The sequence below is a fragment of the Citrobacter cronae genome (assembly GCF_016893685.1).
Taxonomy (GTDB): Bacteria; Pseudomonadota; Gammaproteobacteria; order Enterobacterales; family Enterobacteriaceae; genus Citrobacter; species Citrobacter werkmanii.
The window spans coordinates 4699376-4717480 of sequence record NZ_CP069763.1; the positions used below are offsets into that span (position 1 = coordinate 4699376).

Sequence of the window (18105 nt, forward strand, 5' to 3'; positions counted from 1 at the left end):
GATTTACGGCCTTGTAGTAGTAACGGAATTAACAAACCACTGCTGGATGTTGCTCATCGCAGAATGCGAGGTATCCAGAATCGGCTGCGGATAGAAGCCAAGCAGTACCAGAAGCACGACCAGCAACAGGATGATAAACAGCTCACGCAGCGACATCCCTGGCAGTTCTACACTGGCAATCTGGCTCTTCGCCTTACCAAAGTAAGCGCGATGCAGCATCGCCAGCGAGTATACAGAGGCAAACACCAGACCAAAGGTCGAGATCACGGTAATAACCGGAACCACCTGGTAGCTGCCGAACAGAATCATAAATTCGCCAACGAAGTTACCTGTACCCGGCATACCCAGCGTACAGACTGCGAAGAACATGGACAGCGCAGGCAACCATTTCATTTTGCCCCACAGACCACCCATCATGCGCATGTCACGCGTGTGCAGACGTTCGTACAGCTGACCACACAGGATGAACAGACCGGCTGCGGACAGACCGTGCGCAATCATCTGAATTACCGCGCCCTGGTAGGCCAGTTGGCTGCCGGTGTAGATAGCAATCAGCACGAAGCCCATGTGGGATACGGAGGTATAGGCAATCAGGCGTTTGATGTCGTACTGATTAAAGGCCATCCACGCGCCGTAGAAGATACCAATTACGCCAAGCCACATGGCGATAGGCGCAAACTCCGCCGACGCGTTCGGGAACAGCGGCAGAGAGAAACGCAGCAGACCGTAGGCTGCGGTTTTCAGCAAGATCCCCGCCAGGTCAACGGAACCTGCGGTCGGAGCCTGGGAGTGCGCGTCCGGCAACCAGCCATGCAGCGGAACCACTGGCATTTTCACCGCAAAGGCGATGAAGAAGCCCAGCATCAGCAGGTATTCCACGCCATGAGACATCGGGGTATTCAGCAGCTCTTCATAGTTGAAGGTCCACACGCCGGTCGCTTTGTAGTGCACAAACACCAGCGCCAGGATGGCAATCAACATCACCAGACCACTCGCCTGGGTATAAATGAAGAACTTGGTCGCCGCCGTGATACGCGTTTTCCCGTCAGAGGCTTTATGCCCCCACAGCGCGATCAGGAAGTACATCGGCACCAGCATCATTTCCCAGAAGAAGAAGAACAGGAACATGTCGATGGCCAGGAACACGCCGATCACGCCGCCTAAGATCCACATCAGGTTCAGGTGGAAGAAGCCCTGGTATTTTTCGATTTCATTCCAGGAGCAAAGGACCGCCAGAACGCCGAGCAGACCGGTCAGCACTACCATCAGCAGCGACAAGCCGTCGATTGCTAAATGGATAGAGATGCCAAAACGTGGGATCCACGGCAGGACAAACTCAGACTGCCACTGCGGAATACCCGCAGATTGCGTCAGTGAATAGCCGCCCTGCAACCACAGTTGCAGGCCAAGCGCCAGCGTCAGTCCCATGGTAATCAGCGCGATCCAGCGCGGCACCTTCACGCCAAAGCGTTCGGTCTGCCAGCACAGGAAGCCACCGATGAAAGGGATTAATATCAACCAAGGTAATAACATGGTGATCTTTGTTCCTTGTTTAAGTCCCGTTCAGGCTATCTCACTCGTCATAGCGAACCCCGGCTGTGCTCGCAACCCTCACGTACTTCAGTACGCTCCGGTTGCTGTGCGCAGGCGGTGTCCACTCTGACTTCGCCGATAACGCCTGTCCTTTTGGACCTGATTTTCAACGAATTTTAAAAATTCTCTTTGGGTTTGTTGTGTCGGGCACAATACCAACCCTCAAACTCAACGCAGTACCATCAACAGTGCCAGCACAACGACGGCGCCAATGCTCATCGATGCCACATACCAGCGCAGATAACCGTTCTCGCTTAACAGCAGGCCTTTGCCTGCAAAGCGGGAAAGGACAGCCGGAATGTTCATCATTGAGTTCAGCGGGTCGCGTTTCAGCAGCCAGGCAATGCCCAGGAACGGCTTCACGAATACTTTGTCGTACAACCAGTCAAAGCCCCAGGCGTTATACCACCAGGTACCCAGCAGACGGCCCGGCGCACTATTGGCAATCGACGTCACAAGCGTACGTTTACCCAGCCACAACCATGCTGCGATCAGGATGCCCGCAATCGCGACGATACCAGAGGTAATTTCCAGCGTCATGACGCGACCATGCTCAAGTTCGGTCGTTGCAGGCAGCACTCCCTGCAGCGGCGGTACGATCAGCGCGCCAACAAAGGTGGACAGGATCATCAGCACAATCAGCGGCAGATGATGGGTAATCCCCTTCCCGGCGTGAGCGTGAATTTGTTCTTTACCGTGGAATACGATGAAAATCATTCGGAAGGTGTACAGCGAGGTCATAAACGCACCGACCAGTCCTGCAACCATCAGATTGATATGACCGTTCGCCATCGCACCGGCCAGAATCTCATCCTTACTGAAGAAGCCTGCGGTAATCAGCGGCAGAGCCGACAGCGCCGCGCCACCAATCAGGAAGCAGAGATACACCAGCGGAATAGATTTACGCAGGCCGCCCATCTTGAAGATGTTCTGTTCGTGATGGCAGGCCAGAATAACCGAGCCGGACGCCAGGAACAGCAGCGCTTTAAAGAAGGCGTGAGTCATCAAGTGGAAAATCGCCGCATCCCATGCCTGAACGCCGAGCGCCAGGAACATGTAGCCAATCTGGCTCATGGTGGAGTAAGCGAGAACGCGTTTGATGTCGGTCTGTACCAGCGCGGCAAAACCTGCCAGCACCAGCGTGATCGCACCGATAATCCCCACCAGATGCAGGATTTCCGGGGTCATCAGGAACAGACCATGGGTACGTGCAATCAGGTAGACACCAGCGGTAACCATCGTCGCGGCGTGGATCAGCGCGGAGACAGGCGTCGGGCCGGCCATCGCGTCAGCAAGCCAGGTCTGCAACGGCAGCTGTGCGGATTTACCTACCGCACCACCCAGCAGCATCAGGGTCGCCCACATCAGCATGTTGTTGCCGTCGGCAAAGTGCGCAGGCGCCAGTTCAACCATTTCGCGGAAGTTCAGCGTGCCCAGCTCGTTGTAGAGGATGAACAGCGCGAAGGCGAGGAACACGTCACCGACACGGGTCACCACGAAGGCTTTCATTGCCGCAGCGCCATTCTTCGGATCGCTGTAGTAGAAACCGATCAGCAGATAGGAACACAGGCCCACGCCTTCCCAACCGAGATACATCAGCAGCAGGTTATCCGCCAGTACCAGAACCACCATGCTGGCGATAAACAGGTTGGTGTAAGCGAAGAAACGAGAGTAGCCCTCTTCTCCACGCATATACCAGGAGGCGAACATGTGGATCAGGAAACCGACGCCGGTCACCACGCTGAGCATAGTCAGCGACAGACCATCCAGCACCAGGTTAAAGCCGATGTTGAAGTCACCGACAGACATCCACGTCCACAGCGGCTGACTGTAGGCTTGTTGACCATTAGCAAAGAAGTCAACGCCAACAAACGCCGTCACCAGCGCAGCCAGGCCAATAGAGCCAACGCCCACGGTAGCGGACAGATTTTCTGACCAACGACCGCGAGAGAATGCCAGTAATACGAAGCCAATAAATGGCAGAATAATGGTTAAGGCAAGCATGTTCATCCACGCATCTCACTTACTGAATCGATGTTCAGGTTCTGGCGACGGCGATGAAGTTGCAGCAACAGCGCAAGTCCAATGCTCGCTTCCGCAGCCGCGAGGCTGATGGCGAGAATGTACATCACCTGACCATCGGTCTGGCCCCAGTAGCTTCCGGCGACCACAAAGGCCAGCGCGGAGGCGTTAATCATGATCTCCAGCCCAATCAGCATAAACAGCAGATTGCGGCGGATAACCAGACCGGTTAAGCCCAGCACGAATAAGACAGCCGCGAGGATCAGTCCATGTTGTAAGGGGATCATGCGTGCTCCTCCGTTTTTCTTTTCGCACGGTCATCGGTGCGATTGCTCAGTACTTCACCTGAACGCTCTTCGCGACCCACGTGGAAGGCCACAACCAGGCCCGCCAGCAGCAGCATCGAAGCCAGTTCGACCGCCAGTACATACGGTCCGAACAGGGAAATACCGACCGCTTTCGCACTAATTGGCGTACCGTCGATGCCCTGATCGTTAACGCCCAGAATGGCGTACACAATCACCACCAGCATGATGGCCGACAGAATCGCCGGACCAATCCACACCTGCGGTTTCAGCCATTGGCGTTCCTGTTCAATTTCAGAACCACCGAGGTTGAGCATCATTACCACGAACACGAACAGCACCATGATGGCGCCCGCGTAGACGATAATTTCCAGCGCACCGGCGAAGTAAGCGCCTAACGAGAAGAACACCCCGGAAATCGCCAGCAGCGAAATAATCAGATACAGCAGTGCGTGTACCGGATTGGTATGGGTGATCACCCGCAAGGTTGCGAGAATGGCTATCAGGCCACAGATATAAAAAGCGAACTCCATTGCCCCTCTCCTTACGGTAACAGGCTCTTGACGTCGATAGGCTTGGCTTCGTTCTCTGCTTCGCCCTTATCTTTGCCGTCGATTGCCATACCTGCCATCCGGTAGAAGTTATATTCCGGGTATTTGCCCGGACCGGAGATCAGCAGATCCTCTTTCTCGTAAACCAGGTCCTGGCGCTTGTACTCACCCAGCTCGAAATCTGGAGTCAGCTGAATAGCCGTTGTCGGACAGGCTTCTTCACACAGGCCGCAGAAAATGCAGCGTGAGAAGTTAATGCGGAAAAACTCCGGATACCAGCGGCCGTCTTTGGTCTCTGCTTTTTGCAGAGAGATACAGCCTACCGGACATGCTACCGCGCACAGGTTACAGGCAACGCAGCGCTCTTCACCGTCCGGGTCGCGGGTCAAAACGATACGACCACGAAAACGGGGCGGGAGATAGACCGGCTCTTCCGGGTACATCTGCGTTTCGCGTTTCGCGAACGCATGCAGGCCGATCATCCAGATACTGCGTACCTGGGTGCCGAAACCTACGAACAATTCTTTTAAGGTCATGGTCTTTGTGTCCCTTATTGCGCCTGCCACAGAATGACAGCCGCCGTTACCAACAAGTTGACGAGCGTCAGCGGCAGACAGACTTTCCAGCCGAAGGACATTACCTGGTCATAACGAGGACGCGGTAACGACGCACGAATCAAAATGAACATCATCATGAAGAACGCGGTTTTCAGCGCGAACCAGACGAATGGCGGTAAGAACGGGCCATGCCAGCCACCGAAGAACAGGGTAACCATCAGTGCAGAAATGGTGACGATACCGATGTACTCGCCCACGAAGAACAGACCGAATTTCATACCGGAATATTCAATGTGGTAACCGTCGGCCAGTTCCTGTTCGGCTTCTGGCTGGTCAAACGGGTGACGGTGACATACCGCCACGCCCGCGATGGCAAAGGTGACAAAACCAAAGAACTGCGGAATAACGTTCCAGATATCAGCCTGGTTATTGACGATGTCGGTCATGTTGAATGAACCGGCTTGCGCCACCACGCCCATCAGGGACAGTCCGAGGAACACTTCGTAGCTCAGCGTCTGCGCAGAAGCACGCATCGCCCCCAGCAGCGAGTATTTGTTGTTGCTCGACCAACCAGCGAACAGTACCGCGTATACCGCGAGACCTGCCATCATCAGGAAGAACAGGATGCCGATGTTCAGGTCAGCAACGACCCAGTTTGGGCTCACCGGCACGATGGCGAAAGCCAGCAGCAGCGAGGTAAAGGCGATCATCGGCGCCAGGGTAAAGATGACGCGATCCGAAAATTTCGGGATCCAGTCTTCTTTAAAGAACATCTTGATCATGTCCGCAACCAGCTGGAGCGAACCGCCCCAGCCAACACGGTTCGGCCCGTAACGGTTCTGGAACAGACCCAGCAGACGACGTTCGCCAAAGCTCATGAATGCCCCGCAGGTGACCACCACCAGCAGAATCACCACCGCTTTGAGAATGCTCAGCAGGATCTCAATCAGATCGGGTGTAATCCAACTCATTGCTGTGCCTCCTGCAGATCCTCAAGACGCGCGCCTGCCAGAACCGGCGCGATGCCAGGCATACCCATCGGTAAACCAACCTGCCCTGCCGTTAATCCTTCAGCGATTTCAACCGGCAGCGTGACCGTATTGCCATCGTAGCTGAAAGAAACACGGGTACCAGCATTAACACCCAACTTCGCGGCGTCTGCCGGGTTAAGTTTGATGTACGGCTGCGGCATACGGGTCTGGAAGACCGGCGCACGCTGGGACAATTCGTCGCTACCAAACAGATGGTAGTACGGCGCGATACGCCACTGACCATCCTGAGCTTCGAAGCTCGCCGGAACGGTAGTGAAGTAATCCATACCGCCCGCAGAGGCTTCAATCAGACGCACGCCCGGATCGCCATGACGCAGTTTACCGCCCACTTCATCCTGGAACTTGTTCCACGCCTGTGGGGAGTTCCAGCCCGGAGCCCAGGCAAACGGAATTTGTGAACGCGGCGCAGACGGCTGGTTGTTCCCTTCCATCGAGAAGGCGAACATGGTGTCTTTATCCTGCGGCTGACGAGGTTCATGGACGCTGATGTTAGCCCGCATCGCGGTACGACCGCTGTAGCGGTGCGGCTCACGCGCCAGTTTCTGTCCACGGATACGGAAGCTTGCATCCGGCGCGGCATCTTTGATCCCAGCCAATTGCGGCAGCTTCTCAACAACCGCGTCGATAACATGGTCGAGCTGCGTCCAGTCCACTTCACGGCTCTGCACGGTGCTGTGCAGCGAGTGCAGCCAGCGCCAGCTTTCCAGCATCACGGTGTTGCTGTCGTAGTATGACGGATCATAGACCTGGAAGAAGCGCTGCGCGCGGCCTTCGTTGTTAATCACCGTCCCATCGCTTTCGGCAAAGCTCGCGGCGGAAAGCACCAGATGGGCGTTTTCCATAATTGCTGTACGCTGATGGTCAACAACCAGTACCAGCGGCGCTTTCGCCAGCGCGGCATTAACACGCGTTGCTGAAGCATGGCGATGCAGGTCATTTTCCAGCACCACAACGGCGTCAGCACGACCTGTTTCCAGCTCGGTCAGCGCATCGTCAAGAGAACCACCGCCAATCATACCCAGACCCATGCTGTTAACAGAGCGCGCAATCATGGTAATGCCGACGTCAGCGCCACGACCTTTCAGCGCCTTCGCCACGTTGGCAGCAGCCTGAATTACTTCGGCGCTACCGGCGTTGGTGCCGGAAATAATCAGTGGTTTCTTCGCTCCGGCTAATGCCTGAACGATCACGTCAATTTTGTTCTGCAGGTCACGATCGATACCGTCAACCGCCGGGGCGTTGTTATCCAGCGCGTGGGCGATAGCGAAACCTAAACGCGCCTGATCTTCAACCGGCGCACGGTAGGTCCATGCAGCGATATCATCCAGACGGGTATTATCGACGTTAGTCACAAACAGCGGGTGCTTAGCGCGCTGACCGATGTTAAGGATTGCCGCAATCTGCCAGTCGGCCACTTTCTGCGCCGCCGCCATTTCGCGTGCTTTACCTTTCACCGCCTGACGCACCGCCAGAGCAACGCGCGCGCCGGTCTGGGTGACGTCTTCGCCCAGCACCAGAACCGCATCGTAAGACTCGATTTCACGCAGTGCCGGGGTATGAATACCGCCGTCACGCAGCACGCTCAGCGCCAGTTGCAGACGTTCCTGCTCACCCTGGGCGATACCGGTATAGAAGTTATCCGCGCCGACCAGTTCACGCAGCGCGAAGTTGCTTTCAACGCTGGCACGCGGGGAGCCGATACCAATCACTTTCTTCGACTGGCGCAGAATATCTGCCGCGCCCTGCATCGCCTGTTCGGCGTTGAGCGTGATCAGATCATCGCCACGACGCTGTACCGGCTGACGCGGACGGTCTTTCAGGTTCACGTAACCATAGCCAAAACGACCACGGTCGCAGAGGAAGTAGTGGTTAACGGTACCGTTGTAACGGTTTTCGATACGACGCAGTTCACCATAGCGCTCGCCCGGGCTGGTGTTACAGCCAATGGAACACTGCTGGCAGATGCTCGGCGCAAACTGCATGTCCCACTTACGGTTGTAGCGCTCGGAGTGCGTTTTATCGGTGAACACGCCGGTCGGGCAAATCTCGACCAGGTTACCGGAGAATTCGCTTTCCAGCGTACCGTCTTCCGGGCGACCGAAGTAGACGTTGTCATGCGCGCCATACACGCCCAGATCCGCGCCATCGGCGTAATCTTTGTAGTAACGTACGCAGCGATAGCAGGCGATACAGCGGTTCATTTCGTGAGAGATGAACGGCCCCAGGTCCTGGTTGCGGTGCGTACGCTTCGTGAAGCGATAGCGACGGAAGCTATGACCGGTCATGACGGTCATATCCTGCAGGTGGCAGTTACCGCCCTCTTCGCAGACCGGACAGTCGTGCGGGTGGTTGGTCATCAACCACTCCACAACGCTTTCACGGAACTGTTTCGCTTCTTCGTCATCAATAGAAATAAAGGTGCCTTCGGTGGCTGGTGTCATACAAGACATCACCAGGCGACCACGCGTATCTTCCGCGTTTTGATATTGCTTCACCGCACACTGGCGGCAAGCACCGACGCTGCCCAGCGCCGGGTGCCAGCAAAAGTACGGAATATCAAGGCCGAGAGACAGACAAGCTTCCAGCAGGTTGTCCGCTCCGTTGACCTCATATTCTTTGCCGTCTACATGAATCGTAGCCATAGTCAGCATGCTTCCAGTTGGCTTAGTCAGGGACTAAGCGTTAATCGAATTACTTATCGCGATGCAGGGGGTAACCTGCAATTACCAGCGCTCTTTCAGCAGGTTCGGCTGAATACCACCAATAGCGTGGGTATTGCTGAAGGTCTGCTTGATGCCAGCTTCGAATTCTTCGCGGAAATATTTAATGGCGCTCTGCAGCGGCTCCACCGCACCCGGTGCGTGTGCACAGAAGGTTTTACCCGGGCCGAGGAAACGACACAGTTGCTCAAGTGTCTCGATATCCCCAGGCTGGCCTTCGCCACGCTCCAGCGCACGCAGAATTTTCACGCTCCACGGCAGACCGTCACGGCACGGCGTACACCAGCCGCAGGACTCGCGGGCGAAGAACTCTTCGAGGTTACGCACCAGCGGTACCATGCCAATCTCGTGGTCAACGGCCATTGCCAGCGCAGTACCCAGACGGCTGCCTGCTTTACCGATGCTTTCGAACTCCATCGGCAGGTCAAGATGCGCCTCGGTCAGGAAGTCGGTTCCCGCGCCGCCCGGCTGCCAGGCCTTGAATTTCAGGCCATCACGCATACCGCCCGCGTAGTCTTCGAGGATCTCACGCGCAGTGGTGCCAAACGGCAGTTCCCACAGGCCAGGGTTCTTCACACGACCGGAGAAGCCCATCAGCTTGGTGCCCGCATCTTTGCTCTTCGAGATGTTCTGATACCACTCCACGCCGTTGGCGAGGATGGCCGGTACGTTACACAGGGTTTCGACGTTGTTAACGCAGGTCGGCTTACCCCATGCGCCAGAGCTTGCCGGGAACGGCGGCTTGGAACGCGGGTTAGCGCGACGACCTTCGAGGGAGTTGATCAGCGCGGTTTCTTCACCGCAGATGTAACGCCCTGCCCCGGTATGGACAAACAGTTCGAAGTCGAAACCGGTGCCCATGATGTTTTTGCCAAGCAGACCGGCTTCGGTTGCTTCGGCAATCGCGCGGCGCAGATGCACAGCCGCCTCGATATATTCACCGCGCAGGAAGATGTAACCACGGTACGCTTTCAGCGCAAACGCGGAAATCAGCATGCCTTCCACCAGCAGGTGCGGCAGTTGTTCCATCAGCAGGCGGTCTTTATAGGTGCCCGGTTCCATTTCATCGGCGTTACACAGCAGGTAACGGATGTTCATGGATTCGTCTTTCGGCATCAGGCTCCACTTCAGACCGGTGGAAAAGCCCGCGCCGCCGCGCCCTTTCAGGCCAGCGTCTTTTACCTGATTGACGATTTCGTCCGGTGACAGGCCGGTCAGGGCCTTACGCGCACCTTCGTAACCGTTTTTGCTACGGTATTCGTCCAGCCAGACTGGCTGTTTGTCATCACGCAGACGCCAGGTCAGCGGATGTGTTTCGGGAGTACGGATAATATCTTTCATTTATACCGCTCCAGCAGTTCAGGAATGCCTTCCGGGGTCAGGTGAGCATGAGTGTCGTCATCGATCATCATGTTCGGCCCTTTATCACAGTTCCCCAGGCAGCAGGTCGGCAGCAGCGTAAAGCGACCATCAAAGGTCGTCTGCCCCGGCTTGATGTTGAGTTTTTTCTCAAGCGCAGCCTGGATCCCCTGATAACCATTGATATGGCACACCACGCTATCGCAATAGCGGATCACGTGGCGACCTACCGGCTGGCGGAAGATCTGGCTATAGAACGTGGCAACACCTTCTACGTCGCTTGCCGGGATACCCAGCACATCCGCGATCGCATAGATCGCCCCGTCCGGCACCCAGCCACGCTGCTTCTGAACGATTTTCAGCGCTTCAATGGACGCCGCACGCGGGTCTTCGTAGTGGTGCTTCTCGTGCTCAATCGCTTCACGCTCAGCCGCACTCAGCTCAAAAGCCTCGGTTTGTGGTTGTTGATTCTCGTGCATAATTAGCGGTCCACATCTGACATAACAAAATCAATACTACCCAGATGGACGATAAGGTCAGACACCAGGCTGCCGCGTACCGCTACCGGGATCTGCTGCAGGTGCGCATAGCTCGGGGTACGGATACGAGTACGGTAACTCATGGTGCTGCCATCGCTGGTCAGGTAGTAACTGTTGATACCCTTGGTCGCTTCCACCATCTGGAAGGACTCGTTTGCCGGCATAACCGGTCCCCACGAAACCTGCAGGAAGTGGGTGATCAGGGTTTCGATATGTTGCAGCGTGCGCTCTTTCGGCGGCGGCGTAGTCAGCGGGTGATCCGCTTTGAACGGGCCTTCCGGCATGTTGTTGAGGCACTGCTCAAGGATGCGCAGACTCTGGCGCAGCTCTTCAACTTTCAGCATTACGCGGGTATAGCAGTCAGACACGCCGCCGCCAACCGGAACTTCAAAGTCAAAGTTTTCGTAGCCAGAGTATGGACGGGCTTTACGCACGTCGAAATCAATACCGGTCGCACGCAGCGCAGCACCGGTACAACCCCAGTCCAGCGCTTCTTTCTTGCCATAGGCGGCAACGCCCTGGGAACGACCTTTCAGGATGGTGTTACGTAGTGCAGCTTTCTCGTAGGAATCCAGACGTTTTGGCATCCAGTCGAGGAAGTCACGCAGCAGCTTGTCCCAACCGCGCGGCAGATCGTGTGCGACACCGCCGATACGGAACCAGGCCGGGTGCATACGGTAACCGGTGATCGCTTCCACCACGTCATAAATTTTCTGACGATCGGTAAAGGCGAAGAAAACCGGCGTCATCGCGCCGACGTCCTGAATGAACGTGGAGATGTACAGCAGGTGGCTGTTGATACGGAACAGTTCAGACAACATAACGCGAATCACGTTGACGCGATCCGGCGTGGTGATGCCCGCCAGTTTCTCAACCGCCAGTACGTAAGGCATTTCGTTGACGCAGCCGCCGAGGTATTCGATACGGTCGGTGTACGGAATGTAGCTGTGCCAGGACTGACGTTCACCCATCTTTTCAGCGCCACGGTGGTGGTAGCCGATGTCAGGCACGCAGTCGACGATTTCTTCGCCATCAAGCTGCAGCACAATACGGAACGCGCCGTGAGAAGACGGGTGGTTAGGGCCGAGGTTGAGGAACATGAAGTCCTCGTTTTCGGTACCACGCTTCATGCCCCAGTCTTCGGGTTTGAAGGTTAGCGCTTCCATTTCCAGATCCTGTTTGGCTTTGGTCAGCTCAAACGGATCGAATTCGGTCGCACGCGCCGGGTAATCTTTACGCAGCGGGTGGCCTTGCCAGGTATGCGGCATCAGCAGACGCGTCAGATGCGGGTGGCCTTCGATATCGATACCAAACATTTCCCAGGTTTCACGCTCATACCAGTTGGCGTTGGGGAACAGTTTGGTAAAAGTCGGTACACGCAGATCGTTTTCAGACAACGCCACCTTGAGCATGATATCGCGATTGCGTTCAATAGAAATCAGGTGATAGAAAACGGAAAAATCCGCGGCAGGTAACCCTTCGCGGTGCGTACGCAGACGTTCGTCCATGCCATGTAAGTCAAACAGCATGACGTAAGGTTTCGGCAGTCTCTTTAAGAAATCGCCAACTTCCAGTAATTGTTCACGCTTGACCCAAACAACGGGTACCCCGGTGCGAGTCGCCTGAACGGTAAAGGCATCCGGCCCAAAACGGTTGCGCAGTTCGCCAATGACCGGGTCATCAAGGTGATCCCGTGTTTGCCATACAGCATCTTGCGCGGTTAAGTCGGTCATATTGTTCACCATTGTAAATGGTCCGTGGTAGTCGGCAGTGCTTCGCGCTATTTATGTAGTGATAAGCGAAGGAAGTGCGGCTGCCGACAGGCGCAAATTAAATCTCGTCTGGTGTACGAAGATTCGTTACAGCAATACGTTCACCGCGTTTACGCTCGCGTTCTGACTGCATATTGGCGCGATAAACGCCCTGATCGCCAACCACCCAGGAGAGCGGACGGCGTTCTTTGCCAATGGAATCCTGCAGCAGCATCAGAGCCTGCATATACGCTTCTGGACGCGGCGGGCATCCCGGGATGTACACATCGACCGGAATAAATTTATCAACGCCCTGCACCACAGAATAGATGTCGTACATACCGCCGGAGTTGGCGCATGCGCCCATGGAAATAACCCATTTTGGTTCCAGCATCTGATCGTAGAGGCGCTGAATAACCGGTGCCATTTTGGTAAAGCAGGTTCCAGCCACGACCATCAGGTCAGCCTGACGCGGCGATGCACGCAGTACTTCCGCACCAAAACGGGCCACATCATGCACAGCGGTAAACGAGGTCACCATCTCAACGTAGCAGCAGGAAAGGCCAAAGTTATATGGCCAAATTGAGTTTTTACGGCCCCAGTTAACCATGTCATGGAGCTTGCCCATGAACACGTTTTTATTAACTTCTTGCTCCAGGGGGTCGGTTACGATCTCCTGTTTTTGCAGGGGGTAACGGTCGTTCTCACCGTTAGGATCTATGCGGGTGAGCGTATAATCCATCTTAATGCCTCGCGGTTAGCGTTGACGATTAGCGATACTGTTCGTTTCCGGGTTCATACGCTCGCGGCGTGAACGCGCGGGCGTCCAGTCCAGCGCGCCAATACGCACCAGATAAACCAGACCAGCCAGTAACACAAAAATAAAAATTGCAGCTTCCACAAAGCCAATCCAACCGCTTTCACGGATAGATGTTGACCATGCGAACAGATACAGCGCTTCAACGTCGAAGATAACGAAGAACATGGCTACCAGATAAAACTTGGCAGACAGGCGCAAGCGGGCGGTGCCGACCGAGTCGATACCTGATTCAAACGGCACGTTTTTAGATCTCGCGCGCGCGCGACCACCTAAAAACCAGCCGCCGACGAGCATCAGGCAGCACAGGCCAATGGCGACAATAAGAAAGATAGCGAATGCCCAGTGATGAGCGATGATTTCAGTGGATGTTGACATACTCATTGCTTACTCATCAAAAGTAGCGCCAAATTCTCTGCTCTTTTCGGCAGATGAACGCCACATCGATTCATGGGGAGGAATAAAAAAAACCTTACAATCACTGTAGAAAACCATTTTATACAGCCAATTGATGGGGTTTTTTACTCCTTTCTATAACCTTTTGTCAACTTTAACAAAAGTTTCCTCACATTATTTTACACTACTCCAACCTCATTAACATAAAGTGCTGTTTACACCCATTTCGGTTGCATCATCGGTCTTTTTTAATGTTGTTGAATCGTGTCCGTAGTGAAGTAAAAAAGATAATACTCGTCTATTTTGACAGGAATTCACACTAATGCCTCCCCCTAAATGGGAGTATTTTCTTGATCTGTGACACGCTTTTGTTAATTCACCATAAAAAACAGCAACAATTTCTCTAGTTTTTTAACATGGAAACAATTAACACTTCTGCTGATTATTTTTCACCCTATTTGCTGGCTGTTTTTTTACCCGCTGATTTTGTTAAGTTTTAGTATAGCAAATGACATAAACCAATGTTGTTTGCATAAAAAAAGAGCCGCTGGATGTTTTTTCATCATTAGCGGCTCTTTTTTTACACTTACATTTTAAAACGTTTTTTGTGACGCGTTACTCGAAGTCGCCTTCAATAAGGAGCGAATCATCTCCCCCTTCGGGGGTAAACTGATTGTATTGCCAAGGGTTTTGATATGTCTGCATCGAGTTAAAGATCACCTGAGCTAAATCATTTTGCGTAGCCGGATCGCAGCACAACAGATACTCGGTATCAGGCAATGGCGGTAATCCGTCCGCCGCGCCCAGTACGCGTAAATCAGGGCTCATCATTTCAACGGGACGCGCAGTAACGCCCAGACCGGCTTTGACCGCAGCACGAACCGCAGGCAATGTTGAAGCAACATACGCTAAGCGCCACGGGATCTGCGCAGCATTCAGCGTTGCCAACACCATATCGCGGAACGGGCTCGGATCGTCCAACAGCACCAACGGGACCGGCTCACCTTTTTGCAGGATATATTCGGCCGCACAATACCAGTGCGTCGGCGAAGTGCGCAGATTCAGGCATTCAAAATCGCCCGGACGGTTAGTCGTTACCACCAAATCCACTTCTTGCGACTTCAGCATATCCACCATATAGGCGTTGCGCTTGACCCTTACATCCAATGCAAGCTTCGGATAAACCGAGCTTATACGGTTGAGCAGGAAAGGCAGTATCGTATCGGCGGATTCATCAGAAGCGCCAATAGTTAACACTCCCTGAAGATTGTTAAACATTAATGATGAGCATGCCTCATCATTAAAACGCAATATTTTTCTGGCGTAACCCAACAGCTGTATACCATGTTCGGTCAGCAGTTTGTTGCGTCCATGACGCGCGAACAACTCTTTCCCCACGAGTTGCTCAAGACGCTGCATTTGCTGACTCACCGCAGACTGAGTGCGACATACCGCAGCTGCCGCAGCCGCGAAGGTATTCAGGTCGGCAACAGCAACGAAGGTTCTCAGCAGATCGAGGTCGAGGTTAATTATCGGACGATTTGCATTTATCATAGTTTTTCACTTACTCGCGGGTCATACCGGGTTAATGCTGTGCATTCAGAATCAAACCACTCCATTTGTTATCTGCCTTCCTTGCAGTTTCGCTTAGTGTAACCAAGTGAAAATAAGGATGTATTTGGTTTAACAAACGAAACAATTCTCTTTCTACGCTATATAATAACCGTGACACTCATCGGAATATAGCAACGAGAAAGGGCCATATTTTTAGCTGCTGGATGATTCTGACTAATGGAAAACATGTAAATTTTGTAAATTTAAAAAAAACTTAACGAACAATAATTTACACATTAAAAACTAACTTTTCAGTACGTTAGGAACAACCAACAAACATTTGAATTATCGTAAAATTCGTACTACGCACCATTTCATGAGACTTATCTTAACCTAAAACCACTATATTTATAAGTGTTATCGCGAATAATTCGAGTCTACCTGAGGTTATGTCTGACCTGCGGTTTTCGTATTATTAGGCCATTCAATTTAATGCGATTTAAATATTAAATAATAATTAATTAAGAATCCTTCAATTCATTAATTATACTTAACAATGAATTCACACCGTACCACGCACGGATCAGGCCGATAACAGCCCTCGCAGATAAAACCTCAGTATTTTCGAATGACGTCATACCGCTTATGTGTCGGCGATCTTTTGCTTTACAGAGTTAAGTTTTTTTGACCAGACAAACCACCACACCTAAACCAACACCGCAAAACATATCACCAATACAATACAATTTCCCAGATTATTATTTCATGATAATTGCGTTATTTAGTTATTAACAGTTAATTATAACTTCATGGATTTTCAAAATCTTCTACTAAAGACCCTTCAAAACTTACCGTCGTGGGAGTACATTGTGCTGGGCTGACTTCCACGGCAGGGAGTGGCATTCACAGCTAAAAAGGTCAACGTTCATGTCCCCCATTGAAAAATCCAGCAAATTAGAAAACGTCTGTTATGACATTCGCGGCCCGGTTCTGAAGGAAGCAAAGCGCCTGGAAGAAGAAGGCAATAAAGTTCTGAAACTTAACATCGGCAACCCGGCGCCATTCGGGTTTGAAGCGCCAGACGAAATTCTGGTTGATGTGATCCGCAATTTGCCAACAGCGCAAGGATATTGCGACTCCAAAGGTCTTTATTCAGCCCGTAAAGCGATCATGCAGCATTACCAGGCCCGCGGGATGCGCGATGTGACCGTGGAAGATATCTATATCGGTAACGGCGTTTCCGAATTGATTGTGCAGGCCATGCAGGCATTGCTGAACAGTGGGGACGAAATGCTCGTTCCGGCACCTGATTATCCACTGTGGACGGCAGCGGTATCGCTCTCCGGCGGTAACGCCGTGCATTATCTGTGTGACGAATCATCTGACTGGTTCCCGGACCTTGACGACATTCGCGCCAAAATTACCCCGCGTACGCGTGGGATCGTCATCATTAACCCCAACAACCCAACCGGCGCTGTGTATTCCAAAGAGCTGCTGATGGAGATTGTTGAAATTGCTCGCCAGAACAACCTCATCATTTTTGCGGATGAGATTTACGACAAAATTCTCTACGATGATGCTGAACACCACTCGATCGCCGCGATGGCGCCGGACCTGCTGACTATTACCTTCAACGGCCTGTCAAAAACCTATCGCGTTGCCGGTTTCCGTCAGGGCTGGATGGTGCTGAACGGGCCGAAGAAACATGCCAAGGGGTACATCGAAGGTCTTGAGATGCTGGCCTCTATGCGCTTATGTGCTAACGTTCCGGCGCAACATGCGATTCAGACCGCGCTGGGCGGATACCAGAGCATCAGTGAATTTATCATGCCTGGCGGGCGCCTGTATGAACAACGCAACCGCGCCTGGGAGTTACTCAATGATATTCCCGGCGTCTCCTGCGTGAAACCGCGCGGCGCGCTGTATATGTTCCCGAAAATCGACGCTAAACGCTTCAACATTCATGACGACCAGAAAATGGTGCTCGACTTCCTGTTGCAGGAAAAAGTGCTGCTGGTTCAGGGAACGGCGTTCAACTGGCCGTGGCCGGATCATTTCCGCATCGTCACGCTCCCGCGCATTGACGATATCGAAATGTCGCTGAGTAAATTTGAGCGCTTCCTGTCAGGGTATCACCAGCTGTAATAAAACACGGGCTGTTGGATCAGTATGACGAGTATTTGCATCTGACAGCCTTCTCTGCGCACAATGACTCTTAGGTTGCCATCATATAAGGGTCGTTATGAAGCAGAGCCATTTTTTTGCCCACCTCTCCCGTCTGAAGCTCATTAACCGCTGGCCGCTGATGCGCAACGTGCGCACCGAAAATGTGTCCGAGCATAGTTTGCAAGTCGCCATGGTCGCTCATGCGTTGGCGGCGATCAAAAACCGTAAATTTGGTGGTCAGCTTAATGCAGAGCGCATTGCCCTGTTGGCAATGTACCATGACGCTTCAGAGGTGCTGACCGGTGACCTCCCTACCCCGGTAAAATACTTCAACTCACAAATCGCCCAGGAATATAAAGCGATAGAGAAAATTGCCCAGCAAAAGCTGGTCGATATGGTGCCCGACGAGCTACGCGATATTTTTGCTCCGCTGATTGATGAACATGCTTACAGCGAAGAAGAGAAATCTATTGTCAAACAGGCCGATGCGCTGTGCGCTTATCTGAAGTGTCTGGAAGAGCTTTCGGCGGGCAATAATGAGTTCTTGTTGGCGAAAACGCGGCTGGAAAAAACGCTGGAGTCGCGGCGCAGCGAAGAGATGGACTATTTTATGGAGGTGTTTGTCCCGAGCTTTCACCTCTCATTAGATGAGATCAGCCAGGATTCACCGCTTTAAACGATGTTGCCGGATGGCGACGTCAACGTCTTATCCGGCACATAAAA

At 53.2% G+C, this 18105-nt stretch carries 15 protein-coding genes; 2 read left to right on the top strand and 13 right to left on the bottom strand.

Features of this window, described 5'->3' with window-relative positions; all coding sequences use genetic code 11:
* Positions 1-3: 3 nt before the first annotated feature.
* From nuoM to lrhA, 13 genes are all read right to left on the bottom strand, one after another.
* Complete coding sequence (nuoM, locus tag JSN25_RS20340) at positions 4-1533, bottom strand: NADH-quinone oxidoreductase subunit M (protein ID WP_003027692.1); 1530 nt, start codon at positions 1531-1533, stop codon at positions 4-6.
* Positions 1534-1761: 228 nt separating this feature from the next.
* Positions 1762-3603, bottom strand: a complete 1842-nt coding sequence (gene nuoL / locus JSN25_RS20345; protein WP_150345245.1) for an NADH-quinone oxidoreductase subunit L — start codon at positions 3601-3603, stop codon at positions 1762-1764.
* Positions 3600-3902 carry an NADH-quinone oxidoreductase subunit NuoK gene (gene nuoK / locus JSN25_RS20350; protein ID WP_006683663.1) on the bottom strand — a complete coding sequence of 101 codons (303 nt, stop codon included), beginning with the start codon at positions 3900-3902 and terminating at the stop codon, positions 3600-3602. The genes nuoL and nuoK overlap by 4 nt, the downstream gene beginning before the upstream one ends.
* Entirely contained in the window at positions 3899-4453 is a 555-nt protein-coding gene (gene nuoJ, locus JSN25_RS20355; protein WP_003028059.1) for an NADH-quinone oxidoreductase subunit J, read from the bottom strand. Before nuoJ ends, nuoK begins: the two co-directional genes overlap by 4 nt.
* A gap of 11 nt (positions 4454-4464) precedes the next feature.
* Positions 4465-5007 (bottom strand): NADH-quinone oxidoreductase subunit NuoI, encoded by a 543-nt coding sequence (nuoI, locus tag JSN25_RS20360; RefSeq protein WP_003028062.1) that lies wholly within the window; start codon positions 5005-5007, stop codon positions 4465-4467.
* Positions 5008-5021: 14 nt separating this feature from the next.
* Complete coding sequence (gene nuoH / locus JSN25_RS20365; RefSeq protein ID WP_003028063.1) at positions 5022-5999, bottom strand: NADH-quinone oxidoreductase subunit NuoH; 978 nt, start codon at positions 5997-5999, stop codon at positions 5022-5024.
* Entirely contained in the window at positions 5996-8722 is a 2727-nt protein-coding gene (gene nuoG, locus JSN25_RS20370) for an NADH-quinone oxidoreductase subunit NuoG (RefSeq protein WP_110498804.1), read from the bottom strand. The genes nuoH and nuoG overlap by 4 nt, the downstream gene beginning before the upstream one ends.
* A gap of 81 nt (positions 8723-8803) precedes the next feature.
* On the bottom strand, positions 8804-10141 hold the full coding sequence (gene nuoF, locus JSN25_RS20375; protein ID WP_003839356.1) for an NADH-quinone oxidoreductase subunit NuoF: 1338 nt from the start codon (positions 10139-10141) through the stop codon (positions 8804-8806).
* Entirely contained in the window at positions 10138-10638 is a 501-nt protein-coding gene (gene nuoE, locus JSN25_RS20380) for an NADH-quinone oxidoreductase subunit NuoE (protein WP_006683660.1), read from the bottom strand. The genes nuoF and nuoE overlap by 4 nt, the downstream gene beginning before the upstream one ends.
* A 2-nt stretch (positions 10639-10640) precedes the next feature.
* Positions 10641-12443 (bottom strand): NADH-quinone oxidoreductase subunit C/D, encoded by a 1803-nt coding sequence (gene nuoC, locus JSN25_RS20385; protein WP_006683659.1) that lies wholly within the window; start codon positions 12441-12443, stop codon positions 10641-10643.
* An 85-nt stretch (positions 12444-12528) separates the two neighbouring features.
* Positions 12529-13191: an NADH-quinone oxidoreductase subunit NuoB gene (gene nuoB / locus JSN25_RS20390; RefSeq protein ID WP_003028075.1), complete on the bottom strand. Its 663-nt coding sequence runs from the start codon at positions 13189-13191 to the stop codon at positions 12529-12531.
* A 15-nt stretch (positions 13192-13206) separates the two neighbouring features.
* Positions 13207-13650, bottom strand: a complete 444-nt coding sequence (nuoA, locus tag JSN25_RS20395; RefSeq protein WP_003028077.1) for an NADH-quinone oxidoreductase subunit NuoA — start codon at positions 13648-13650, stop codon at positions 13207-13209.
* Positions 13651-14277: 627 nt separating this feature from the next.
* Complete coding sequence (gene lrhA, locus JSN25_RS20400) at positions 14278-15216, bottom strand: transcriptional regulator LrhA (protein ID WP_038642304.1); 939 nt, start codon at positions 15214-15216, stop codon at positions 14278-14280.
* A gap of 927 nt (positions 15217-16143) precedes the next feature.
* Between lrhA and alaA the strand changes: the two genes are divergently transcribed.
* Together alaA and yfbR are read left to right on the top strand one after the other, a co-directional pair.
* Entirely contained in the window at positions 16144-17361 is a 1218-nt protein-coding gene (alaA, locus tag JSN25_RS20405) for an alanine transaminase AlaA (RefSeq protein WP_005129483.1), read from the top strand.
* A 97-nt stretch (positions 17362-17458) separates the two neighbouring features.
* The gene (gene yfbR / locus JSN25_RS20410) at positions 17459-18058 is read left to right on the top strand and encodes a 5'-deoxynucleotidase (protein WP_042307093.1); all 600 of its coding nucleotides are present in this window, start codon (positions 17459-17461) and stop codon (positions 18056-18058) included.
* Positions 18059-18105 lie beyond the last annotated feature (47 nt).

Bases quoted from the DNA above. Each gene is read 5' to 3' on its own strand.
- alaA (WP_005129483.1), top strand. From the start codon at position 16,144: ATGTCCCCCATTGAAAAATCCAGCAAATTAGAAAACGTCTGTTATGAC.
- nuoG (WP_110498804.1), bottom strand. From the start codon at position 8,722: ATGGCTACGATTCATGTAGACGGCAAAGAATATGAGGTCAACGGAGCG.
- nuoK (WP_006683663.1), bottom strand. From the start codon at position 3,902: ATGATCCCCTTACAACATGGACTGATCCTCGCGGCTGTCTTATTCGTG.
- nuoC (WP_006683659.1), bottom strand. From the start codon at position 12,443: ATGGTGAACAATATGACCGACTTAACCGCGCAAGATGCTGTATGGCAA.
- nuoA (WP_003028077.1), bottom strand. From the start codon at position 13,650: ATGAGTATGTCAACATCCACTGAAATCATCGCTCATCACTGGGCATTC.
- nuoH (WP_003028063.1), bottom strand. From the start codon at position 5,999: ATGAGTTGGATTACACCCGATCTGATTGAGATCCTGCTGAGCATTCTC.
- nuoF (WP_003839356.1), bottom strand. From the start codon at position 10,141: ATGAAAGATATTATCCGTACTCCCGAAACACATCCGCTGACCTGGCGT.
- nuoJ (WP_003028059.1), bottom strand. From the start codon at position 4,453: ATGGAGTTCGCTTTTTATATCTGTGGCCTGATAGCCATTCTCGCAACC.
- nuoL (WP_150345245.1), bottom strand. From the start codon at position 3,603: ATGAACATGCTTGCCTTAACCATTATTCTGCCATTTATTGGCTTCGTA.
- nuoM (WP_003027692.1), bottom strand. From the start codon at position 1,533: ATGTTATTACCTTGGTTGATATTAATCCCTTTCATCGGTGGCTTCCTG.
- yfbR (WP_042307093.1), top strand. From the start codon at position 17,459: ATGAAGCAGAGCCATTTTTTTGCCCACCTCTCCCGTCTGAAGCTCATT.
- nuoI (WP_003028062.1), bottom strand. From the start codon at position 5,007: ATGACCTTAAAAGAATTGTTCGTAGGTTTCGGCACCCAGGTACGCAGT.
- nuoE (WP_006683660.1), bottom strand. From the start codon at position 10,638: ATGCACGAGAATCAACAACCACAAACCGAGGCTTTTGAGCTGAGTGCG.
- lrhA (WP_038642304.1), bottom strand. From the start codon at position 15,216: ATGATAAATGCAAATCGTCCGATAATTAACCTCGACCTCGATCTGCTG.
- nuoB (WP_003028075.1), bottom strand. From the start codon at position 13,191: ATGGATTATACGCTCACCCGCATAGATCCTAACGGTGAGAACGACCGT.